The sequence below is a fragment of the Staphylococcus kloosii genome (genome assembly GCF_032139365.1).
GTDB classification, from domain to species: domain Bacteria; phylum Bacillota; class Bacilli; order Staphylococcales; family Staphylococcaceae; genus Staphylococcus; species Staphylococcus kloosii_A.
Map to the genome: position 1 here is coordinate 1 of NZ_JAVTDB010000070.1, position 24,769 is coordinate 24,769.

The window sequence follows — 24,769 nt, forward strand, 5'->3', positions numbered from 1 at the left end:
TCAATCCGACAAGAAACAATTTTACAGAAGTTTTAACTAAATGTCAATAACTTTTTAAAAGTTTTTCAAATCGTTTTTTAATGTTCGTCGTTTGTTTCGCTCGACAAGTAAATACTATACAGGCATTTCGAAGAATGTACAACGGTAAAATTTACACTAATTACCCAAATCAGACCTCGTTATACTCTAATTTCCGAACAATATTATGATACGACTTTATTTCGTTCGTTTAAAAACGTAAAACCTACTAATAACGCCTCCATCAAACCTTGTAACCCCTTTATTTACAAACTTTAACTTTTTTTAAAGTTTTTTATAAAAAAATAAAGCCACCGCTTCACAGCGATAGCTTTACATCTCAGTTCTACCCATAATAGCTTTTGATAGCGTTACTTCATCTGCGTATTCTAAGTCTCCGCCAACTGACAAGCCTTGCGCTAATCTAGTTACAGTTATGCCTATTGGCTTAACGAGACGCGAAATATACATTGCTGTAGATTCGCCTTCTAAATTAGGATTCATTGCTAATATTAATTCTTTTACGCCTTCATCTTTCAAACGATTGATAAGGGAAGGGATATTAATATCTTCAGGTCCAATTCCATCCATTGGAGATATTGAACCATGAAGCACATGATACAATCCTTTGAACTCTCGCATTTTTTCCATAGCAATAACATCTTTATCGTCTTCAACTACACAGATAATAGAACGATCTCTTTGTTTATCCTGACATATATAGCATGGGTCTTGCTCTGTTATATGTCCGCATTCACTACAATAGGTTAATTCACGTTTCACATCTACTAATGCTTTCGCAAATTGAACGACATCGTCTTCTTTCATATCTAATACGTGAAATGCCAGACGTTGTGCCGTTTTCGGTCCAATGCCTGGCAATTTCATGAAACTGTCAATCAGTTTAGAAATAGGTTCTGGATATTGCATGTTATCACATTCCAGGAATGTTTAAGCCTTTAGTGTGCTTACCTAAGCGCTCTTGTGATAATTCATCAGCTTTGTTCATCGCTTCATTAGTAGCAGCAATCACTAAATCTTGTAACATTTCAATGTCGTCAGGGTCTACCGCTTCTTCTTTAATAACAACGTCTACTACTTCTTTGTGACCAGTCACTGTTACAGCAACCATACCGCCACCTGCAGTTCCTTCAACGCGTTCTTCTTTTAATTTCTCTTGCTCTTCGCCCATTTTCTTTTGCATTTTTTGCATTTGTTTCATCATTTGTTGCATATTTCCGCCACCGCGCATAATGTAAATCCTCCTTAGTTATTCTTTATATTATTAAAATTATGCTTTGCTAATATTATACATGCCTTTATATTTATTGTCATGTATCACTCTTCATCAATAACGTTAACTGTATTTTCACCAAATAAGTCTTTCGCTTTTTGAACTACATCTACTTCTTCTGTTTCATTAACTTGTTGAGTCTCGCCATTACTATCATTAGAAGTAACTCCATCAGCAGACTTTCTATTTTGTAGGTATTCCGATCTTACTCTCATCCATTGATCGGATGGTACGCCAACAACATTAACACTCTTGTCTATGATATTACATACGACGTTTTCGATATTTTCACGCTTTTCATCATTCTTATTAACGATTTCACAATGAATCTCTTCTTCAAATTTGATTAACACATGTGTTTCACTAGCAGCCACAGGCTCAGAGTTTTGTAATAAGCTAACTAATGATTTCATGTCATTGTTTTTAGCATGATCTACGACTTCTCCCCAGTGGTCTTTCAACAATTTAATATCTTCTTTATTCGCTTTATCTAACACTTTAGTAATTTGTTGCATTGAAAAAATATTTTTAGACTTACTTCCTCTATTACTTGGTTGTGGTTTAGTTGGTTGCGCCGCTTGTGTAGTAACGCCTTGTGTTTTCAAAGTCTTTAATTCATTTTCTAGTTGTTCCATACGTTGTAGCAAGACATCATTATTCGGTTCAGAAGCTACGCTTGTTGTAGCAACATTTTGAATCGTTTGTGGTTCTCCCTTCACCATTTCAGATAATTTCACCAATAAGACTTCGAAATGTACGTTTTGATTGACGCTAAATCGAATCGACACTAAGGTATCATTTATTATATCTATCATTTGATACAACGTTTCTAATTCAAAATGCATTAATGCATCATATTCAGCATTGTTATTTGCAGTTTTATTCATAATGGTATCTCTAACGAAGTAAATCATATCATTAATGAGACGATTGACTTCTTTACCGTCTGCTACAAACTGGTGATATGTGCTAAATGCCGACTTCACATCACCATCTATAATTTGTGCGAACAATTTATTAAGCGCTTCGTCATCAACGCTACCCGTTACATTCAATGCATCTTGTAATGTTAAATGATCATCTCCAAATGCAATAGCTTGATCCATAATACTCAATGCATCACGCATACCACCTTCTGAAGCTTTGGCTACAAAATCAAGCGCTGCATCGTCATAATCTATTTGTTGTTCTTCTGCTACAAACTTCAGCCTCTCCACAATTTGATCATGATTAATAGATTTAAAATCAAAACGTTGCGCTCTTGAGATAATAGTTGGAGGTATTTTATGAGGTTCTGTAGTCGCCAAAATAAAAATAGCGTGTGCTGGTGGTTCTTCTAAAGTTTTTAATAAGGCGTTAAATGCACCTGTAGTAAGCATATGAACTTCATCAATAATATAGACCTTATATTTCGATTCGCTCGGTGCATATTTTACTTTGTCCCTAATATTTCTTATTTCATCAACACCATTATTACTTGCAGCATCAATTTCTATAATGTCAGAATTAGTCCCCTGCGTGATTCCTTTGCATATCACACATTCGTTACACGGTTCCCCATTTTCACTATTCAAACAGTTAATTGCCTTCGCAAACACCTTAGCAATACTCGTTTTACCAGTTCCACGAGGTCCGCTAAATATATATGCGTGGGATTGCTTCCCTTTTGAAATTGCATTACGTAAAGTTTTAGTTACATGTTCTTGACCTACGACATCACTAAACGCTTGAGGTCTGAACATTCTATACAAAGCCTGGTAATTCACACTCGCACCTCCAATAACATTCAATACACATTATAGCATTGTCATTCGAATTGTGACTATCAATTAAAAGCAGCGGGGTAATTCACATTACCAGAAGGTCTGTTAGCATGAGTTAAAAATTTAACCATAAAATAGGCTTTAGGAACATCGAAGGGCGCGTATATTTTATAGTTATAAGCACACTCATAACCTAATGCTTGGTAATACTCAGGGTCACCCAACACTACAATCGTCCCATAACCATGGTTTTTAGCTCGCTCTTCTACTGCTTGTATTAGCGCTTTTCCTACCCCTTGGTTACGATATTCTGATATCACAGATACTGGAGCTAATGCTAAAGCAATATGTTGATCGTGTTCATCTGCTATTGTTACTTCAGATAATAACGCATGTCCTATGACTTCTCCCGCGTCATTTTTAGCCACAACTTCCAATTCATAATTATACGTCTCAGATTTTCTAATCTTATTAACAAGTTGATGCTCATCGTGATTTGACATCTCAACATTTTTAAATGCTGCTTCAATAGCTTCTAAACTCGTTTCATAATCATTTTCGGTTAATGTACTCAGATATATTTGCATAGATGCCCCTCCATCGTCTTCGTTATGTAAATATTACACTATTCTCCACAAATATTCTCGTCAAACTATTTTTTTACCATAATATAAAAGTAGAGCCTGAGACATCATATTGTCTTCAGACTCTACTTTTATATGGGCAGTGAATGACTCAATTGATAATGTGCTTGTATCAAGCTACTTTTAACGCTAATCATCCTTGCCGGGGCGAGACTAAAAACTTCTTATAAAAATAAGATTTTTGTCTCTCTTTCTCAATCTATGTAAGTTAATTATTTTTAAAATTTAAAACCGTGCACCTTTGCATCGAATATAATTCATAAACGTTACCAAAGTCGACAGCTAAATCTCGGCTACCCTACGGCACATATGATAATCCACTTAATGCTGCTTCCGTCAGGACCTGACATGATTCATGGGTTCACATTGCATAAGACCGAAATCTTCAAACACTACGTGCTTTGGGCTGGCTTCACAAAAATACACCCTCAGCAAAGGAATTAAGTCTCGCATAAGCGGTTTTCGAGTACAGGGAACCGCTACCTCCCCACCTAGCACGGCAAAGTTTATAATACTATAATTTACAACTTCATTGCAAGACATATGACCGAACTTATTAATAATTGTTATCTTATCAAACTTTTGAACGCTCAAAACAGCAATTTATAATTTTCTTCTACGTGAAAAATCATTGAATCTAAATTCAGTAGCTAGATGTTTTGATATATTGTATTGAAAACGTTCAGTATTTTTTAAATGTACAATCCCTCTAACTGTAGCAGTATAGGGCGGTTCTATATTTCCAAATTGTTCAAACTCTAATTCACCAAAAGATTCAAAGGTAATAGTCTTATTGGAATAACTAATTTCAAGTTCCAATACATCCTCTATATAATGATAAATTGATGACTGTGCATCTTCTATAGTAATATCCGGTACCATGTCAGCCACAAGGTAATCTTCATCAATAATTTTTACTTTCCCATTTAACATTCTCAATCTAACTATATGCCATAATACAGCGTTGGCCGTCAGTCCTAGTTGTTCCTTGATGTATGGCTCTGCTCCTGCTTTAATCTGTTCAAATTTAATTACCTTCGTTTGATATTGTAGTTGTAAATCATTTTTCACTTCATTAAAGCTCATCAAGTCAGCAAACGGAAACTCTGTAATGTTTTGATAAATCACCACTGAACCCTTACCTCTGATTTTCTGTATCATACCATCACTAACTAATAAGTTAAGTGCTTTTCTAACAGTTTCTCGTGAAGCTTGATAATATTCTACTAGGTCGTGTTCAGAAGGAATACGTTCACCGTACGTTAGCTCTTCTGATAAAATAGCTGTTTTTAATGCTTCATATATTAAAACAAATTTTTTCTTTCCCATGTCCTCAACTCTTCTACCTATTATTGAGCAATTACTATCGCTCCAAATCCTTCTATAGTGCCATTGTTGCATTCGCCATTTTGCAGTACAACATCGCCTTCGACATTTAAATCTTTTGGTAATGTTGTAGCTGATTTTGAAAAATTCGTAATGACAAGCCAAGTTTCACTACTATAATGACGTTTATAGATAAATAAATGTTCATCTTCCATATATAATGGTTCTATACTACCATACGTAATAATATCGTGTTTATGTCTTAATTCAATTAATTTTTTATATACATATAAAATTGAATTTTTATCAGCAATGGCTGCTTCGACATTTATTATGTTGAAATTGTTAGGTATTTCTATCCATGGTACCCCAGTAGTAAATCCTGCATTACGTTCATTAGTCCATTGTACTGGTGTTCTGGAATTATCTCGTGATTTTTGACCTAATATTTCTATAATTTCCGTTTCATCATAACCTTTATTTTGCATAGCTTTATATGCATTTAACGATTCTACATCTCGATATTGTTCTATTGAAGTAAAATGTGGATCTGTCATGCCTATTTCTTCGCCTTGGTAAATATACGGTGTTCCTTGTAACATATGCAACGCGATCGCTAACATTTTGCCACTTCGTCTTCTTAAATCTTCTGTCGTATCATCACCGAATCTTGAAACGACACGTGGTTGGTCATGGTTACACCAAAATATAGCGTTCCATCCTTCACCTTCATAGATACCAAGCTGCCATTCCATTAATATTTCTTTGAGCTTCAGGAAGTCTAACTTCGCATTAGACCATTTGTCTCCATCAACGTAATCTACTTTTAAATGGTGGAAGTTAAAGACGCTACTTAATTCTTGTCGTTCGGGATTCGTATATTTAATACAGTGGTCAATCGTAGTAGATGACATCTCACCGACTGTCATCATATCTTTATCACCAAAAGTATGTCGATTCATTTCATGTAAATAGTCATGCACACGCGGCCCGTCAGTATAAAACTCTTTCCCTATTTTTTCAGAGTCTTTAAACTCACCTTTCGAAATAAGGTTAATCACATCAAAACGGAAACCATCCACGCCAAAATCAATCCAATAATTGATAATATCGTAAAGTTCACTTCTGACTTGCGGATTATCCCAATTCAAATCCGCTTGCGTTACGTCAAATAAATGTAAATAATATGTTTCAGTTTCAGGATCATATTTCCATGCGTTACCACCGAATTTAGACTCCCAGTTAGTAGGTGGTACATCATTAGCAGCACGTCTAAAGAAATAATAATCTCTATAAGGGTTATCGACGCTTGAATAAGCTTGTTTAAACCATTCATGCTTTGTTGAAGTATGGTTAATGACTATATCTAACATAATTTTCAAGTCACGTTGATGGGCTTGTTCAATTAACATTTTCAAATCATCAATATTCCCAAATTGGTCGTTAATTTTATAATAATCACTAATATCATAACCATTATCATTCATCGGTGATTCATATACTGGCGTTAACCATAAGTAATCTATACCTAGAAATTGTAAATAATCCAGTTTTTCAATTATACCGTTAATGTCGCCTTCTCCGTTCCCAGTTGTATCATTAAAAGACTTAGGATAAATTTGATAAACTACGGACTTTTTCCAATCATTTAGTGCCATGATTCATTCCACCTTTACTCTTTTATGAAAAATAAACTCGCTAAATCAACATAGCGAGTTTATTTGTTGTTGTACAGTCTTTATTACTCTTCTACCAATTCTTTCGTTTCTTCTTTACTGAATCTAGATAAGATGATTGTTAAAACAAATGGTACGATGATGGCTAGTATTGTACAAACTAAATATACGCCCCAGAATTCTTTTTGAATCGAGATAAATGCAGGTACACCACCAACACCAACTTTACCAAGTACGCCACTCGCACCGATAATCGCTCCTAATACACAAGAAGTTATAATAGATGCTAGAAACGGATATTTCAAAGGTAAGTTGACCCCAAACATTGCCGGCTCTGTTACGCCTAAGAAACCAGAAATACCTGAAGTTACAGCTAGACCTTGTTCTTTAACCATTTTACGTTTTTTATAGACATACCAAGCACCAAATGCAGCTGAACCCTGACAAATATTAGAGATTGCAACGATTGGCCATAAGTAGGTGCCTTGTAAATGACTGCCCATTAATTGGAAGTCTACAGCTAAGAACATGTGATGCAGTCCTGTAATAACTAATGGTGCGTAGAATAATCCGTAAATCGCACCGCCTAACCAACCAGCATGTTCAAAGACAAATGTAACGCCGTTTGTTATACCAGTACCAATCCATAATGCTACTGGTCCTATGATAATAAATGCTAAAAATCCTGTAATTAATAATGATACAGGCCCTACAACAAGCATTTTAATAGAATCTAACACGCGTTTATTAAGGAATTTTTCAATTTGTGCTAACACATATGTCGCAAGTAATATTGGTAATACTTGCCCTTGGTAGTTTAATTGTTTAATGTGTAAGCCGAAAATATTCCATGTTGGGATATGGCCTTTAGCAATATCAGATTGTGGTACTAATTGAGGATTCATTAGTATTAAACCTAATACCAAACCAAGTATTTGACTCCCACCAAACACACGCATACTACTCCAACCAACAAGTGCTGGTAAAAAAGTAAATGCAGTATTTGCAATCACGTTAATGATATCCGAGAAATCTCCAAGTTGTGGGAATTGTTTCACTAATGGATCTGGCCCGAATAAATTCTCCATCGTTAATAAGTTATTAATTCCTAAAAGTAAACCAGCAGTCACGATAGCTGGTAAAATCGGTATAAATATATCACCCAATAATTTGATTAACCTTTGTAGCGCATTCCCCTTTTGCGCCGCTGCTATTTTGGCATCATCTTTAGATGCTTCAGACGAGCCCGTTTCTTCGATAAATTGCTTATACACCTCATCGACTGTACCAGGACCAATAACTATTTGATATTGGTTATCCGCTTTAAATTGACCTTTCACTAAATCGTTCTCGCTTAATTTATCCTTATCTACCTTATCGTCATCTTTCAACACGATACGCAAACGCGTAACACAGTGCGTGGCTGTGTCGACATTTTCTTTTCCCCCAATTGCTGCAACGATATCCTGAACATCTTTTCTTTTTACAGCCAAGATAATCCACTCCCATCTTTGTATCTTAATGAAATTATACATGTATAGACAAGTTGTGTAAAGGCTTACATAAATGCTTAGAAAACAGCATTTTATTGGCTTGTATTTGTCAAACGCATAAAAAAGGCAAGCATTCAATAATTTGAATACTTGCCTTTTGTATCTATTAGTCTTGGATTATTTATTAATGGCGGAGGAAGAGGGATTCGAACCCCCGCGGGCCGTTAAGCCCCTGTCGGTTTTCAAGACCGATCCCTTCAGCCGGACTTGGGTATTCCTCCAAACGAACACAACAATAATATTATTATAGCTCGTTTTAAAAGTCAATAAAAAAACTTATTATTAAACTGCCGCCTTAGCCTTCAAGAAACTATCTACCGAATCGGCTACAGCTCTTCCTTCTTGAATTGCCCAAACAACTAAACTTTGACCTCTTCTTGCATCACCCGCTGCAAATATTTTAGATTGATTCGTTTTAAAGTCTTTATTATCTGCAACAATTTTATTACGTTCAGTTTGAATATCAAATGCATGAGGCACTGTAGTTTCTGTACCTACGAAACCAATTGATAGTAATACTAAATCTGCCGGCCAATGACGTTCAGTACCGTCTACTACGACCATACCTTCTTCAGTTTCCTGTAAAATTTGAGTATAAACACCTTTGACGTTACCAATATGATCAACGTCATAACGCATTGTTTGCACACCGTAAGCTCTTGGCTCTATACCAAATTTAGCTTCATATTCTTTATGAGCATAATCCATTTTGAATACCGGCATTGCTAATGGCCAATGTTCATTAGTCTCAAATTCAATTTCTTCAGGTTGTTTTGTATATTTATTGAATTGTACAATTGATTTACAATTTTCTCTTAATGCAGTGGCAACGCAATCGGCACCTGTATCACCTGCACCGATAACGATGACATTTTTACCTTCTGCAGTAATTGTTGTTTCGTCAATTTCACCATTTAAATATTCCGCTTGTTCTGTTAAATAATCCATCGCAAAGTGAATACCTTGTCCCATGCGACCTTCTAAAGGTAAATCACGCGCGTTTTGAGAACCCGTACATAAAATAATTGCATCGTAAGATTCTTCTAATGCTTCTTTTGAAATATCAACACCAATTTCTATGCCCGTTTGAAACTCGATGCCTGATTCTTCCATAACGCTAATTCTTCTACGTACGACTTCTTTATCTAATTTCATATTAGGGATACCGTACATTAGTAGACCGCCCGCTTCTTGGGCACGTTCATAAACTGTCACGCTATAACCTAATTTATTTAATTCATCAGCAGCAGTTAGCCCAGCTGGACCACTACCAACTATTGCTACTTTTTCATCCTTACGAACTTCAGGAATAGTTGGTTGTACCCAGCCGTTTTCATAAGCTTCATCAATAATTGTTCGCTCTATACCTTTAATGGCTACTGATTCACGATTAATTTTCATCACACATGATTGTTCACATGGTGCTGGACAAACATATCCTGTGAATTCTGGAAAATTATTTGTTTCCATTAAACGTTCATACGCCGCTTTGAAATCTTTTCTATATACCAAATCATTCCATTCAGGAATATAGTTGCCAATCGGACAACCAATCGTTTCACGGCCAAATGGTTCACCCGTTTGACAGAATGGTGTACCACAATCCATACAACGTGCACCTTGTATAGATGCTTCTTCACGTGTGAAGCGCTGCTGGAATGCAGAGTGATTTTTTAAACGTTCAACTAGTGATAATTCATCGAGTTGTTGTTTATCATAATTCATAAAGCCTTTGAATTCACCCATGCAAATCCCCCCTTAATGATTAATATACAGCCGTTAATTGTTGATCTGGCTCTAAATGAGTGCGTTTATCGTTAAATGCATTAAGTAACGCTTCATCTAATTGAGGTGTCTCACGTTTTTGAATATCGATTTTTTGCATCATTAATTTGAAATCTTTCGGAATCACTTTGACTACTTTATCAGCTATATTATCAAAGTCATTGAGTACCTCAATTGCTTTTTTACTATTTGTATATTTAACGTGTTCTTCTAACATTTCTTTAATTACGTTACGTTCTTCTTTAACTGTTACACGATCAAAATCTAAAGTATCTAGCTTGTTCACTTCTTTAAATTGTTCTACATCCGATGGGAAGATATAACTTACACCACCACTCATGCCTTGACCGAAGTTTTTACCAACATCGCCAAGTATGAGTACACGTCCACCAGTCATATATTCCAGGCCATGGTCGCCAATACCCTCAACGACTACTTGGACACCACTGTTACGTATACAGAATCTTTCACCTGCACGACCGTTAATAAACGCTTTACCTTGAGAAGCACCATAGAAACAAACGTTACCGACAATAATTTCATCTTCACGTGTTTCATTTGGCGCATTGATAATAATTTTACCTCCGGATAACCCCTTACCAACATAGTCATTCGCATCGCCAGTATGATGAATAGTTAATCCATTAGGCGTGTAAGCAGCTATACTTTGACCTGCATGTCCTTGTGTGTATGCGAAAATCGTATCTTCAGGTAATCCTTCCGGGCCATGCGCACGTGTAATTGCACTGCCTGTAATCACACCAACATCACGTTGTTCATTATTAATCGTATATTCACCTTTAAAGGCTTTACCCTGTTCAAGTGCTTCTTTCGCATCTGGATATAAATAATTTAAATCGAAACCTTCTTTAAGATGGTGGTTTTGTTCAATGTTGTTAAAACGATCACCGTCATGTTTATAGAGTAACGCTTCGACGTCCATCGTATTTGCTTTTGGACGATCTTTCAGATGTGGCGCTCGTTGTAATAAATCTGTTCTACCAACTAATTCATCTACAGATTTTAATCCTAACTCTGCCAAGATTTCACGCAACTCTTCTGCTACAAAATGCATAAAGTTAACTACATGATCGGCTCTACCATTAAATAAAGCACGTAAATCTTGGTTTTGCGTAGCAATACCTACCGGACAAGTATCTTTATGACACACACGCATCATAATACAACCTAATACTACGAGTGGTGCAGTAGCAAAACCGAACTCTTCAGCACCAAGTGCACACGCATATGCAACGTCTTTACCAGTTAGTAATTTACCATCTGTTTCGACTTTCACACGTGAACGTAAATCATTCATCATCAATGTTTGATGTGTTTCGGCTAAGCCTACTTCCCATGGCACTCCAGCATGTTGAATACTCGTTTTGGGTGAAGCTCCTGTACCACCGTCATAGCCACTGATGACGATTTTGTCTGCAAATGCTTTAGCCACACCTGATGCAATGGTACCGACACCTGTTTTTGATACAAGTTTCACTGTAATATTCGCTTCTTTGTTTGCATTTTTTAAATCATGAATCAATTGTGCTAAATCTTCAATTGAATAAATATCATGATGTGGCGGTGGTGAAATTAAACCAATACCTGGTGTAGATCCCCTTACTTCGGCAATCCACGGATATACTTTACTACCTGGTAATTGTCCGCCTTCCCCTGGTTTAGCGCCTTGCGCAACTTTAATTTGAATTTCTTTAGCATGTTGAAGGTAATCACTCGTTACCCCAAAACGTCCAGAAGCTACTTGTTTAATAGCGCTTGAATGATTGCGACCCTCTTCATCAATAATATAACGTTTAGGGTCTTCGCCACCTTCACCACTATTACTCTTACCGCCTATTTTATTCATCGCTTCGGCTAGTGTAGAGTGTGCTTCTGCAGAGATAGAACCGTAACTCATCGCCCCCGTATTAAATCGATGTACGATTTCACTTGCAGGTTCTACTTCATCTATACTAATTGGCGTTTGCTTTTTAAATTCCATTAAATGACGTATGTGGTCTGTACGTTTAGTATTTACTTCATTTGAAAATGCTTTAAATTGTTCATAATCATTTAGTCGACATGCATGTTGTAATAAATGAATAGAAGTCGGATTAAACGCATGATACTGACCTTGTTTACGCCATTGGAATGTACTACCTGGTTGAATGTACTTACTTAACTTACTTTGTCTTGCTTTATTTTCTTTATCAATTAATTCTAATGTGATACCAGACAATTTAGACTTAGTACCAGTAAAGTATTTATCAACGACTTCGTGAGCTAATCCTACCGCTTCAAAGATTTGTGCCCCTTGATAACTTTGAACTGTAGAAATACCCATTTTAGCCATGACTTTAATAACACCTTCGGACAAAGTGTCCGTATACGTTTGAACCGTCTCTTCAATTTCACCTTCAATACGGCCATTGAGAGTCAATTGTTCAATCGTACGTTGCGCTAAATATGGAATAACGGCATTTGCGCCATATCCTAATAGACACGCAACATGATGTACTTCTCGTGTTTCACCCGATAACGCAATTATACTTGTATCCATACGTAAGTTTTTGCGAATTAATAATTGATGAATATGACTGACCGCTAATAGCGTTGGAATTGCATAGCCATTTTGTGATACTAAAAAGCTATCATCTAGTACGATAATTTCACTACCATTTTTAACAGCTGCTATCGCATCATCACCAAGTTCTTCGAGTGCTTCTTCTAGCCCTTTGTTATAAACGGTAGATAATCGTTTCACATTAAAACGACTTGCTTCTATCGTTTCTAACTGCGCTTCAGTTAGTACTGGTTTGGATAATTGGATACGATTTAAGGCGTCTTCTGTAGGATTTAACAAATTACCTTCACTACCTAAATAAGATAACTCACTCGTCACTATTTTTTCACGATACGCATCAATTGGTGGGTTGGTAACTTGTGCAAAAAGTTGTTTAAAATAATTAAATAGTGATTCATCTTCTTCATTAAGAGCAGCAATCGGCACATCATACCCCATAGCACCTATCGGATCTTTTTTACTTTCGACAAGTTCAGTCATATACTTGTCCATCTCTTCTTTCGTATAAACAAATTGCTTTTGTAGACGTGTTAATGTCTCTTCATCCCAATTTGATGATTTATAAGAAATGTTAAGTAGATCTAAATCTACTTTAAATTGGCTTAACCAACTTTCATATGGTAATTCGTCTGCAATATGTGATTTCAACTCATTGTTCTCGATAACTTTGTTTTCATTAAAATCTACTAATAGCAATTTACCAGGGTTCAATTGACCTTTATATACGACATTTTCTTCTGGTACATCAATAACACCGACTTCTGAAGAGAAAACAATGTAATTATCTTTTGTAATTGTATAACGGCCCGGTCTTAATCCATTACGGTCAGTGAGTGCACCGATTTTATCTCCGTTACAAAACGAAATCATTGTAGGACCATCCCACGGTTCCATTAAATAACTGTAATATTCATAGAATGCACGTACGTTAGCATCATTGGATTTGTTGTATAACCAAGGCTCTGGAATTAACAACATTGCTGCTCTCTCTGGTTCCATCGAAAGCGATAAAAATTCTAATGCATTATCTACGATTGCGGAGTCACTACCGTCTTCGTCGACAATTTCATGTATTTTATGTTTGTCTCTTCCAAATACAGTATTGACTAAGCGCTCTTGACGTGCACGCATCCAATTAACATTACCTTTGATAGTATTAATCTCACCGTTATGCATCAATAGTCTATTTGGATGCGCACGTTTCCAACTAGGGAATGTATTAGTACTAAAACGTGAATGTACTAGGCCTAATTTAGAAACGTATGATTCATGTGATAGGTCTTTATATAATGATTTGATTTGGTCAGATCTCAACCAACCTTTATAAACGATTGTTTTATGTGAAAGACTAGTAAAATACAACTCTAGTTCTTGATCATTACCATAATGTTCTAATTGTTTACGCGCTAAATAAAGCGCTTTTTCTTTGTGTGCAACATCATTTAAACTTACAAACACTTGTTGAATGTGAGGCATCGTTTTCGCCACGTGAGGTGCGATTGCGTCAGTATCTACAGGCACATCTCTGTAACCTAATACTTCTAGCCCTTCGCCTTCAAAGAACGCGTTAAATGGGCTTTCATGTTTAGACCCAGCAATTTTCTCATTAGTAAAAAATAACCCAACGGCATATTGCCCTTCGGTTGGTAGGTCGAAATCGACATGTTTAGCAAAATATTCAAATGGTATTTCAGTCATAATACCTGCACCATCACCTGTTACACCGTCAGCTCCAATTCCCCCACGATGATCTAATCTCCGTAGCATTTCCAACGATTTCAACACAATATCATGCGTACGTTTATTATTCATATTGGCATAAAACCCGATACCACAAGCATCATGTTCTTCTCGACTATCATATAAGCCTAATCTCGTGCCATTTTTGAGCATGATGTTCACCCCTTTTACGAAAAATTCAGAATATTTTATGAATAGGTTATACTATATATCAGCTTATTATTCTGTTCAATATATAAAATAGATGATATCATTCTAATTATTAGAATGATTGTGTGAGAAAGGGTGAAATCCATTGGAAATTAAGCAATTACGTTATTTTATAGAAGTTGCTAAACGTGAGCATATTTCTGAAGCAGCATTAGAATTAGATATCGCTCAATCAGCAATCAGTAGACAAATAACTCAATTAGAAGAAGAGTTACAAATCACTTTGTTTAAAAGACAAGGTAGAAACATCTATCTAACAGAAGCAGGACAAACGCTTTTTACAGAAGCTAAAAAAATTATAGAGCAGACCGAGTCAACGATACGATTATTCCATAATCAATCGGAACTCGATAATTTTACAATTAGACTTGGTTATGTAAACAGTTATATCTCTCAAGTACTATCATTACTCATCCAAACTTTCGAAAATACTAGCGACACAAAAATAGAACCCATGTTAATGGAAGAAACTGAAATCGCTAATGCCTTATTCTCTAATCAAATCGATGTTGCACTTATGGATTTAACACCTGACATAAAGCACAATAACGACGTAGAAATCATTCCATTATTCGAAGAAACATACCATATCTATGTACCGAAAGATAATCCTATAGCTATGGCAACTAATCCGCCATTGTCACAATTTACAAATACACAAATATATCAATTACACGGTATGCCTTCAAATATCATACAAACATTAGAACAACAAACTAAAAAACCAGTTCGTACGATTACACATACACAAATCGCCAAATATTTATTAACTAAAAATAGAGGCTATATTATTGCACCCTCTTATCAAATGTTAGATAAAAATGATCAACAATGGATTGAAATCTCTCTCGAGCACACTCAATTAAAACGTACGATTTGTTGTGCCCTACGCAAAGATAATCATAAACACGACATTAAAGAATTAAAAACAACTATCGACAATTTACTAAGTCGCGCATCAACCTATCATTAAGATAAGAACAAGCTATCTATAATATAAATTTTTGAAATCTTGTTCATACGGGCGTATAATCACGTTGTCAAATTAAGTAGGTTTGGAGTAGTATTCATGAAGTTAAAATCAAAGTTTAAGCGTCCATTTAATTGGATTATTCTAATCTTTTGCGTCTTTTTTATCGGTTTATTTTTATTCACTTTAGTCAATGATAAATTCTATCATATGCCTATCGGAAAAATTACTAACGTTCAAAATGTCAAAACATCTCATGTAACTGATGAACATCATAATTCAGATACAAAACATCAACAGGTACTAACTATACATATGTTAAACGGCAAGTTCGAAGGCCAAACAACAAAAATTAAAAATTCATATGTCGCTTCACAAGCCGATAGTGAGAAATTCACTAAACATAATAAAGTACTTATGCACATAGATAAAAAACCAAGTGACGGCTATATTTTGGAGAAAAAGCGAGATAGTTTAGTCGTCGTTGTAACTGGCATATTTTTACTAACCATCCTATTAGTAGGTAGAAAAGTCGGTTTACAATCTATTTTATCATTAATCATAAATACCGCTGCGGTACTATCAGCGATCGCAATCCATAACGTTGCGCCTGATTTTAATTTATTCGGCTTAATGAGTATCGCAATTATTATTTCTACAACATGCACATTGCTATTAGTGACCGGATGGCATTGGCGAACGTTAGTAACGATCGTAAGTACACTATTAGGCACTTTTATTTGTATCGGCATCACACAACTCGTCATCACATTCACTGGAGGAGAAGGCTTAAAATTTGAAACAATGAGTTTTTTAACACTTCCACCTAAAGAAGTCTTTTTAACTTCAGTGATCGTTGGTTCTTTAGGCGCTGTAATGGACGTAGCAATTACTATAGCCAGTGGTATGTATGAAATATTACGTCGCAACCCAAATATAGCAATGACACGTTGGGCATTGGCAGGACGTAACATTGGTCAAGACATCATGGGAACGATGACAAACATATTATTATTCTCTTATTTGTCAGGTAGTTTACCAATGATATTAATCTATATTAAAAATGCCAATACCATCACTTATACATTATCAATGAATTGGTCATTAGAAGTAGCGCGCGCTATTACTGGTGGTATAGGTATCGTCTTAACAATCCCTTTAACCATCTTATTAATGCAATTTATTCATAAATTGAGAGGGGCGAAACAATGAACGTAATAACTATTTTAGCCATTATTCTCTTTGCATTGATGATTATATTTGGGGGCAAAAAAGGGTTCGTTTCCTTTTTAACATTATTTTTAAATTTCATAATTCTTTTATTCGCTATCATTTTTATCGTTTTAGGCGCACCCATCTATTTCGTAACGGTAATTTTTTGTATTGCAGTTGCTGCCTGCAACTTATTCGTACTTAATAGTTACAACGTCAAAACAAAAGCAGCCTTTTTCGCCACAATCTTAACAACCATTATTTTAATCGCTGGTATCTACCTATCTGTTTCTATAGGACATTTACAAGGCTTTGCGACAGAACAACAAGACGAAACATATGTGTTTTCAATGAATATAGGTGTCGATATGGTTAAATTTATGGTTTTCACTGTTTTATTAGCAGTGATCGCAGCCGTAATTGACTTAGCAATAACAATAAGTTCACCTATTTATGAATTATATGAAACGAATAATAATTTATCGCAAGCTGATTTGTTCCACTCTGGCATGCGTGTCGGCAGAGAAATTTTAGCCACTTCTGCCAACACTATTTATCTCGCCTATTTTGGTGGCCAATTAACGTTATTCTTTTGGTTTTTTAAATTGAATTATTCATTCGGTCATATTATTAATTCTAAAATTTTCGTTCAAGAATTTGTATCGATTATATTAGGCGGGATTGCAGTGGCGATAAGTATACCGATTACGGCTTGGCTAACTGCAAAAATGATAAAAACGAGCAAACACGCTAGCCACCCCACAGGAGAATATAATGATTAATCAAAAACCAAGATGCTAGCATCTTGGTTTTGTTGCGCTTAATAACGTTTATTTAATTTGTTTAATTCCCCATTAAAATAAGCATTTTCACTATTAAAATAAGCATTTTCACCATGTACTATACTATCCAAACCTTTTTCCTCTTCCACTTCTGAAGTACCAAGTTCAGTTACAAAACTAATAACTTTAGCGATACAATACGTCACTACACCACTAAACACTATCGTCACAACGACAGCGACAATTTGTACGACTAATGCCATGAAATTACCACCAAAAATCACACCATCACTAATAGAACTATTTACACTATGAGATTGAAATACCGCTGTTAAAACGGCTCCTACTACACCACCAATACCATGAATGCCAAAGGCATCTAATGCATCATTATATTTCATTTTAACTTTGATATAATTAATTGCAAAATAACAACATATACCACCGATTATGGCAATAATAACTGCACTCCCATAATTAACGAACCCTGCTGCAGGCGTAATAGCTACTAGACCAGCTAACATACCTGATAGCATACCTATAAGACTTGCCGTTCTTTTCTGAACGTACTCTACGATTGACCAACCCAATGCACCCGCACTTGCCGCTAATACCGTGTTAACGAATGAAGTTAATGCTATTGAATCAAAAGTATAAGCACTTCCTACGTTAAAACCATACCAACCTAACCAAACAAATATACCTCCAATTAACGTAATAACTAAATTATGTGGCGGTCGTTTGTCGAAGTTTTTACCGGCACCTATCATGACTGCTAAAACTAATCCAGACACACCTGAAGATATATGTACAACTGTTCCGCCGGCGTAATCGATTGCACCAATACGATCAATCCAACCACCGCCCCAAACCCAGTGAGCCACTGGACTATAAACGATCAACACCCAGAAAAAAACAAATATTAAATAAGGGATGAATTTCATTTTCTCCGCTATGGAACCAGACAAAATTGACACTGCTATGGTACAAAACATTAATTGGAATAACATAAATAAGGCTAAAGGCACATGCGGAGATAAATCTTTTTGAACATCGAATCCAACATGATTTAATCCTAAATATGTAATATCTCCAAAGAGCGCATTCCCTTGGCCAAAACTAAAAGAAAATCCAGCAATGACCCAAGCGAATGTCACAATAACAATTGCAGACATACTTTGCATTACAGTATTTAAAACGTTTTTCGATTGCACTAAACCACCATAAAATAAGCTCAAACCTGGCGTCATTAACCAGACAAGCAGCGTGCACAAAAATAAGAATAATGTATCATAAACACTCATTGTATCCTCTCCTTTATTTGGGATAATACAATGGTGTATAACGAATAGCAAAAATCAGTCATGAAACGTTACATAATGTGTAATGTTTCATGACATGACTATATAGAATATTTTAAAATATGAACTGGTTTTCCCTCTAAATAAGCATCACCTACATAACAATAATCACATTTCTTATATAGCTGTAATGCAACTTCATTATCGGTATTTACCGTTAAATAAATTTCATCTATTGTCGGATAAATATCACCAATATACGTTGGTAAATGTTCAATTACAGCTCTCCCTACACCCTCGCCTCTGAAATTGTTATCTACACTAAAAGATCTAAAGAAAATAGCATTTGGATTATCTGTATAAGGTTTAATCCCTTCTCCGATATGCAGCGTAAAAAAGGCAATACACTGCTGATTATCGTTAAAGACCAATGTTGGAAATCTTTCCGCATTGTTTTGTGCTAATTGGATGTTTTCTGCAGGCGTCTTTGTAAAACGCCTATCACTTTGTGAAATATTGAAGTTCTTAATATAGTACCATAATGAAGCTGTGTATTTTATAAATTTCATAGTATCCACCTACGCTTTCGCAACTTGCTCTATCCACGTTAATACGGCAGGTGCAATATATGACGGTTCTGATTTCGCTATCCATTTGACGTCCGTAATCTCACTGCATGAACCAATACTTTCCCAATCTATGTCCTCTGTAGTTTGATAACAAATCAGTTTGGTTAACGTATTTTTTTGCGGATAAGCTTCGCCGATTACTGTATTCATATAGCTTAATTTATCAGGATTGAGTGACACATTCAATTCTTCATCTATCTCACGTATAAGTGCTTGTTTGAAAGTTTCTCCTTCTTCAATTTTCCCTCCTGGAAAATAATACTTTTCCCTATCTCTAGCCTGAACGAGTAATAGGTCATTATTGTTTTCCACTACTAAACATACACAAGTTATCATTGTATCCCTCGCTTATATCTCAATTATTTTTACACCGTTATCAGTTATGTTATCATATTGTCTTGTAAAAACGAGATGTCTCGTTACTATTTAATATGTATCTACGATCAAACTAATATTCATACACTCTTTAAATATTAACACACAGTATTTTCAGGAGGTTAGAACGCAATGGCTATAAAAAATAACATTAATCGCATATCAAACGCCGTAAACTTTGCTGGCATCGCGATTGATGGTTTCAACTGGTATGCTTATCATTCTAGAAATAAAAAGTTATTATACGCTAGCATGGCTATATCTACAATAGGTGCTACTTTAGACTTTTATACAGCTTTAAAGTCTCCTAAAAAATTCGCAAAAGTATTTTCAACATTTACTTTTGCTAGCACAATAATAACTACGGCTAAACGTATAAAATCTTTACGTAACGATTAAAAAAGCAGTTTACTTAGCATTAAGCTAAGTAAACTGCTTTTTAATAATTTTAGTGAATAAATTTGTAACTAGATACTTGTGTTGCAGGAATTGTTCTAAATGTTTTAATTCCTGGTGCAGCGCCGTAGTTCATTTCTGAAATATAAATACTTCCATCGCTATTAACACGTTCAACGAATGCCACATGTCCATAGTAACCAGCATCCGATTGCAGAATTGAACCTACTGTAGCACGATGATCTACTGTATAACCATCTTGTGCAGCAGCTGTGTCCCAATTGTTTGCATTCCACCAATATGTACTAATACCTTTACCAACTTCAGCACGTCTATTGAAAACATGCCATGTACATTGTCCCCAATCATATAAATTAGCATGATTGAATATAGGCGTTTTATAACCAGATGAAGCAGTAGCCGCTCCAGTTTTAGTAGTTGTACTAGTACCAGGAACTTTTAATTTTTGCCCTGGATAAATAATAAAATTAGATAAGCCATTGAGTGATTGGATTTTTTGGTATGTTGTACCATATTTAGATGCAATCACTGATAAAGTATCCCCTGATTTAACTGTATATGTAGAAGTACTCGCTGTACTTGTAGTCTTTGCAGGTGTATTCGTAGTTGTTTTTACTGCAGTACCAGATACTTTTAACTTTTGCCCCGGGTAAATAATTGTATTTTTCAAACCATTAAGTGACATTAATTTTTGATAAGTAGTACCGTATTTTGACGCAACTGCAGATAACGAATCTCCTGATTTTACTGTGTATGTTTTAGCTGTCGCTGTTGTTGTACTTTTTGTACTTGTAGTACCTGAAACAGTAAGTACCTGATTTGGAAATATTACATTTGAAGACAATTTGTTTAATGATTTTAATTTACTTACTGATATTTTATATTTTTCTGCGATTGACCATAAAGAGTCACCACTTTTCACTTTATAAGTAGTAGCGGCATTCGCATTAGTTGCTGCTACAGTAGCTAGTGCACTAGTCCCAAAAATAGTTGCTATAATTTTTTTATGCACGATTCAATCCTCCCAAACTCGTATATTTCACGATTCACTTTTTACTCACTCCTATATTATACAACTTTAATTTTGACATTAGTGTATTATTTATATGACATTATCATTACAATGGTTTGCAAAGTTAAAAAAATAATTTCTTTTTTTATTGGGTTAAACAATTTTATACTTGTTCGAAATTAGTCCTATTATATAACTATACGGATTGTTCATATTAGACTCTTAATTAAATACATAAAAAGAGTGAAGGGTAACCCTCCACTCTTAATATATATTATTTTGCTAATCTCTGTTCGATTTCTTTGATTTCTTGTTGAGATAAATCGACTGATTTTTCGCCATCTTTCGTATCTTCTTTAAGTGCTTTTTGTGCTTCTTTAGAATGATATAACTTAATTATTTCTTTATAAGTTTTGTTGTCTTTGTCTTTATCATTTATTGCAATTACGTTTATGTACGGTTCAACAGCTTTAGATGTTGTTTTCTCTTGGAATAATGGGTCTTTTTTCGGATCTAGTCCTGCTTTTGACGCGACACCATTATTAATTACTGATAAATCAACATCAGATAACGCACGCGCCGTTTGTTGCGCGTCTACTGCTTTTATTTTCAACTTCTTCGGATTGTCTTTTATATCTTTAATTGAACCTGTTAAACCAAAGTCTTTGTCTAATTTTATCAACCCAGCAGCTTCTAATAATTTCAATGAGCGCGCTTGGTTAGATACATCATTAGGTACGATTACTTTAGCTCCTTCTTTCACGTTTTTAATGTCCTTGATTTTATCAGAATAAATACCAAGTGGCGCTAGAACCGTCGTACTAGCAGCAGAAATCTTAGCATTTTTATGCGACTTTTTATATTCGTTTAAGAAAGCAAAATGTTGGAATGCATTCATATCAATGTCTCCATCACTTAATGCTTTATTAGGCACATTATAGTCAGAGAATTGCTTAATTTCTAAATCAATATCTTTATCTTTTGCTAATTCCTTTACTTTTTCCCATGCTTTAGTATCATTTGAAGCAACGCCTACAGTTACTTTTTCTTTACCACCTGAACAAGCAGCAAGAACGACCAAGGCCGCGACTACTAAAAATAATAATTTCTTCATTACACATGTCCCCTTTATAATTAATTTCTTCTAATTTTTTTTGATAAATAATTTCCTAACGATTGAATAATTTGTACAATAATAACCAACACAACTACTGTAATAATGATGACCAATGTATCAAATCGTTGGTAGCCATAGACAAGCGCTAAATCACCGATACCACCGCCACCAACCGCACCGGCCATAGCAGTGCCACCAATTAAACCAATAATTGCCGTAGTAATGGCTAATATTAATGAACCAAGCGCTTCTGGCAATAAGAAATGCCAAATAATTTGAATAGGAGAAGCTCCCATAGCTTTAGCCGCTTCTACAATACCATCATCAACTTCTAATAGAGAGTTTTCTACTAAACGTGCAATGTAAGGTGCAACATATACCGTTAACGGTACGATTGCCGCAGTTGTACCTATTGATGTTCCTACTAATAATTTCGTAAATGGCACGATGGCTATTAATAAAATAATAAAAGGTATAGACCGCAAAATATTGATGATTGGGTTTAAAATTTGATGTAATACGACCTTTGGCCAAACACCATTTTTACGTGTAATGACAAGTAATATTCCTAATGGAATCCCTATAATAGCACCAATTATTAAAGATACAGTTACCATATATAACGTCTGGTATAATGCTTCAAATAATTGACTACTGTCGATACTTGATCCGAACATATTATTGCACCTCCTCAAATGATATGGCTTTAGTATCAAAGTATTGTTTAATACTTTGCTCGTTAAAATTATTATCTCGTTCTATTCTTAACCATAAATAGCACACTGTTTCATCTTGAATCGCAGACATTGATGAAAATAAAATATTTACATTTAAATGATAATGTCGAGTAAGTTCATTAATAATAGGTTGATTAATTTGTGTAGCATCTAAAAACAACTTATAGTCTTGGTATTTATCATCATCTCGATCATCAAAAGTTTGTTGTAGTTCTTTTGAAGGTTCTGTAGTGATAACTGTCGACACAAAGTTTTTAGCAGTTTGTGTTTGAGGATGACTGAAAACTTGCTTAACGTTACCTAATTCAACTACTCTACCACTTTCCATAACTGCTACCCTATTACATATTTTCTGTATTACGCCCATTTCATGGGTAATAATCAATATTGTGACACCGAATGTCTGATTAACGCGTTGTAACAAATCTAAAATTGAACTCGTTGTTGCTGGATCCAATGCACTTGTAGCTTCGTCACACAGCAATATTTTAGGATTAGTGACCAATGCTCGAGCGATTGCTACACGTTGCTTTTGACCACCCGATAACTCATCTGGATACTGATCTTTTTTATCTGCTAAGCCAACAAACTCTAGCATTTCTTCAACTTTTTGTTTTATTTCCGATTTATTTTTTTTACTTAAAATTAGTGGCATTGCTACATTTTTATAAACCGTCTTGGCATTTAACAAATTAAAATGTTGGAATATCATGCCTATTTGTTTTTTCACAGTACGTAACGCTTGTTCTTTATATGTATCCAGTTCATGTCCATCAACAATGACCTGTCCTTTTGTTGCTCTCTCCAATTGATTAACCAATCGAACGAGCGTACTTTTACCAGCGCCACTATAACCAATCACTCCAAATATGTCATTCTGTTCTACAGTAAAAGAGACATCTTTCAATGCATGAACGGTTTCTTTTTTCTTATGAAACGTCTTGTCAATATTGCGAAACTCAATCAACGCTAGCACCTCCGTATTCCTTATTATTCTGATAAGATTATTTGAATTATATGGTATTCATTATATAGCGTCAACACCATTTTCTGATTTTTTTGAATGTTTATTTATTCTATTCAATCTATTACTACTTATTTCATTAATAATGAAATTCTACATAAATACGGTTGAGTACTTTGCAGTACCCAACCGTTATAAAGTAAGTTCCATAATAATTAACTCCCCTTTTTTACCTGCCACTCGACGACCACTATCAATAAATCCACCATATTTATATAATTTTTGCGCCGCTTGATTTTTTTCATTTACTGCCAATATAACAGTTTCTATATCAGGATAGTTTTCGTGCATAAAATCTGGTAGCAATGTTAAAGAAGCTTTACCATATCCTTTACGCAAATGACGTAAATCAGTTGAATAGGAACGCATCAAACATGTTTGTTGATTAGGGTAATATTCGTGATATTCATGTTCTTCCTGCAGTCCAAAATAAGTAACAATCTCATCACAATCATTTAATAATAGCAGCGGATGATTTCTTTTCCCTTGTTGCTGATATATATTTTCCAAAGGGGCGCCGGTAAATTGAAGTTGCGCTTCAGACAACTGATAATCTTCAAGTTGATGATAATATGCTGTGTTATATTCAATTAATTTCAT

21 protein-coding genes, 1 tRNA gene and 1 other RNA gene are annotated in these 24,769 nt (G+C 35.1%); 4 read left to right on the top strand and 19 right to left on the bottom strand.

Annotation, left to right across the window (positions count from 1 at the left end):
- Positions 1 to 351: 351 nt before the first annotated feature.
- The 11 genes from recR to gltB form a co-directional block, all read right to left on the bottom strand.
- Positions 352 to 948 (bottom strand): recombination mediator RecR, encoded by a 597-nt coding sequence (recR, locus tag RPL90_RS09090; RefSeq protein ID WP_048794399.1) that lies wholly within the window; start codon positions 946 to 948, stop codon positions 352 to 354.
- A 4-nt stretch (positions 949 to 952) separates the two neighbouring features.
- On the bottom strand, positions 953 to 1,270 hold the full coding sequence (locus RPL90_RS09095; RefSeq protein ID WP_195721563.1) for a YbaB/EbfC family nucleoid-associated protein: 318 nt from the start codon (positions 1,268 to 1,270) through the stop codon (positions 953 to 955).
- Between the two features lie 86 nt (positions 1,271 to 1,356).
- Positions 1,357 to 3,078, bottom strand: a complete 1,722-nt coding sequence (dnaX, locus tag RPL90_RS09100; protein ID WP_313548005.1) for a DNA polymerase III subunit gamma/tau — start codon at positions 3,076 to 3,078, stop codon at positions 1,357 to 1,359.
- 59 nt (positions 3,079 to 3,137) lie between these two features.
- Positions 3,138 to 3,662 carry a GNAT family N-acetyltransferase gene (locus RPL90_RS09105; RefSeq protein ID WP_313548008.1) on the bottom strand — a complete coding sequence of 175 codons (525 nt, stop codon included), beginning with the start codon at positions 3,660 to 3,662 and terminating at the stop codon, positions 3,138 to 3,140.
- A 288-nt stretch (positions 3,663 to 3,950) separates the two neighbouring features.
- Positions 3,951 to 4,219: signal recognition particle sRNA large type (gene ffs, locus RPL90_RS09110), an RNA gene on the bottom strand.
- A 103-nt stretch (positions 4,220 to 4,322) separates the two neighbouring features.
- Entirely contained in the window at positions 4,323 to 5,048 is a 726-nt protein-coding gene (gene treR, locus RPL90_RS09115; RefSeq protein WP_313548010.1) for a trehalose operon repressor, read from the bottom strand.
- 20 nt (positions 5,049 to 5,068) lie between these two features.
- The gene (gene treC / locus RPL90_RS09120; RefSeq protein ID WP_313548013.1) at positions 5,069 to 6,703 is read right to left on the bottom strand and encodes an alpha,alpha-phosphotrehalase; all 1,635 of its coding nucleotides are present in this window, start codon (positions 6,701 to 6,703) and stop codon (positions 5,069 to 5,071) included.
- An 83-nt stretch (positions 6,704 to 6,786) separates the two neighbouring features.
- Positions 6,787 to 8,214, bottom strand: coding sequence for a PTS system trehalose-specific EIIBC component (gene treP / locus RPL90_RS09125; RefSeq protein ID WP_313548015.1), 1,428 nt, complete (start codon positions 8,212 to 8,214; stop codon positions 6,787 to 6,789).
- A 188-nt stretch (positions 8,215 to 8,402) separates the two neighbouring features.
- Positions 8,403 to 8,495: transfer RNA gene (locus RPL90_RS09130), tRNA-Ser, on the bottom strand.
- 61 nt (positions 8,496 to 8,556) lie between these two features.
- A complete protein-coding gene (locus tag RPL90_RS09135; RefSeq protein WP_313548017.1) occupies positions 8,557 to 10,020 on the bottom strand; it encodes a glutamate synthase subunit beta in 1,464 nt (487 codons plus the stop codon).
- A 19-nt stretch (positions 10,021 to 10,039) separates the two neighbouring features.
- On the bottom strand, positions 10,040 to 14,536 hold the full coding sequence (gltB, locus tag RPL90_RS09140) for a glutamate synthase large subunit (RefSeq protein WP_313548021.1): 4,497 nt from the start codon (positions 14,534 to 14,536) through the stop codon (positions 10,040 to 10,042).
- A 142-nt stretch (positions 14,537 to 14,678) separates the two neighbouring features.
- Here gltB and gltC point away from each other — a divergent pair, with 142 nt between their 5' ends.
- The 3 genes from gltC to RPL90_RS09155 all read left to right on the top strand — a co-directional run bounded on the left by gltC (position 14,679) and on the right by RPL90_RS09155 (position 17,557).
- Positions 14,679 to 15,566 (top strand): glutamate biosynthesis transcriptional regulator GltC, encoded by an 888-nt coding sequence (gltC, locus tag RPL90_RS09145; RefSeq protein WP_313548025.1) that lies wholly within the window; start codon positions 14,679 to 14,681, stop codon positions 15,564 to 15,566.
- 96 nt (positions 15,567 to 15,662) lie between these two features.
- Positions 15,663 to 16,775 (top strand): YibE/F family protein, encoded by a 1,113-nt coding sequence (locus tag RPL90_RS09150; RefSeq protein ID WP_313548028.1) that lies wholly within the window; start codon positions 15,663 to 15,665, stop codon positions 16,773 to 16,775.
- Positions 16,772 to 17,557, top strand: coding sequence for a YibE/F family protein (locus RPL90_RS09155; RefSeq protein WP_313548032.1), 786 nt, complete (start codon positions 16,772 to 16,774; stop codon positions 17,555 to 17,557). Before RPL90_RS09150 ends, RPL90_RS09155 begins: the two co-directional genes overlap by 4 nt.
- A gap of 38 nt (positions 17,558 to 17,595) precedes the next feature.
- Here RPL90_RS09155 and RPL90_RS09160 read toward each other — a convergent pair whose 3' ends face one another.
- From RPL90_RS09160 to RPL90_RS09170, 3 genes are all read right to left on the bottom strand, one after another.
- Positions 17,596 to 18,861: an ammonium transporter gene (locus RPL90_RS09160; protein WP_313548035.1), complete on the bottom strand. Its 1,266-nt coding sequence runs from the start codon at positions 18,859 to 18,861 to the stop codon at positions 17,596 to 17,598.
- Positions 18,862 to 18,959: 98 nt separating this feature from the next.
- The gene (locus RPL90_RS09165) at positions 18,960 to 19,427 is read right to left on the bottom strand and encodes a GNAT family N-acetyltransferase (RefSeq protein WP_313548286.1); all 468 of its coding nucleotides are present in this window, start codon (positions 19,425 to 19,427) and stop codon (positions 18,960 to 18,962) included.
- A 9-nt stretch (positions 19,428 to 19,436) separates the two neighbouring features.
- Positions 19,437 to 19,823 carry an NUDIX hydrolase gene (locus RPL90_RS09170; RefSeq protein WP_313548038.1) on the bottom strand — a complete coding sequence of 129 codons (387 nt, stop codon included), beginning with the start codon at positions 19,821 to 19,823 and terminating at the stop codon, positions 19,437 to 19,439.
- A 171-nt stretch (positions 19,824 to 19,994) separates the two neighbouring features.
- Here RPL90_RS09170 and RPL90_RS09175 point away from each other — a divergent pair, with 171 nt between their 5' ends.
- Positions 19,995 to 20,261: a hypothetical protein gene (locus RPL90_RS09175; protein WP_313548041.1), complete on the top strand. Its 267-nt coding sequence runs from the start codon at positions 19,995 to 19,997 to the stop codon at positions 20,259 to 20,261.
- Between the two features lie 49 nt (positions 20,262 to 20,310).
- Here the strand turns inward: RPL90_RS09175 and RPL90_RS09180 are convergent, their stop codons facing one another.
- The 5 genes from RPL90_RS09180 to RPL90_RS09200 all read right to left on the bottom strand — a co-directional run bounded on the left by RPL90_RS09180 (position 20,311) and on the right by RPL90_RS09200 (position 24,769).
- Positions 20,311 to 21,291: a LysM peptidoglycan-binding domain-containing protein gene (locus RPL90_RS09180; RefSeq protein ID WP_313548043.1), complete on the bottom strand. Its 981-nt coding sequence runs from the start codon at positions 21,289 to 21,291 to the stop codon at positions 20,311 to 20,313.
- 274 nt (positions 21,292 to 21,565) lie between these two features.
- Entirely contained in the window at positions 21,566 to 22,405 is an 840-nt protein-coding gene (gene gmpC / locus RPL90_RS09185; protein WP_313548045.1) for a dipeptide ABC transporter glycylmethionine-binding lipoprotein, read from the bottom strand.
- A 20-nt stretch (positions 22,406 to 22,425) separates the two neighbouring features.
- Positions 22,426 to 23,085: a methionine ABC transporter permease gene (locus RPL90_RS09190; protein ID WP_313548048.1), complete on the bottom strand. Its 660-nt coding sequence runs from the start codon at positions 23,083 to 23,085 to the stop codon at positions 22,426 to 22,428.
- Between the two features lies 1 nt (position 23,086).
- Positions 23,087 to 24,112 (bottom strand): methionine ABC transporter ATP-binding protein, encoded by a 1,026-nt coding sequence (locus RPL90_RS09195; RefSeq protein ID WP_313548050.1) that lies wholly within the window; start codon positions 24,110 to 24,112, stop codon positions 23,087 to 23,089.
- A 189-nt stretch (positions 24,113 to 24,301) separates the two neighbouring features.
- Positions 24,302 to 24,769, bottom strand: coding sequence for a GNAT family N-acetyltransferase (locus RPL90_RS09200; protein ID WP_313548052.1), 468 nt, complete (start codon positions 24,767 to 24,769; stop codon positions 24,302 to 24,304).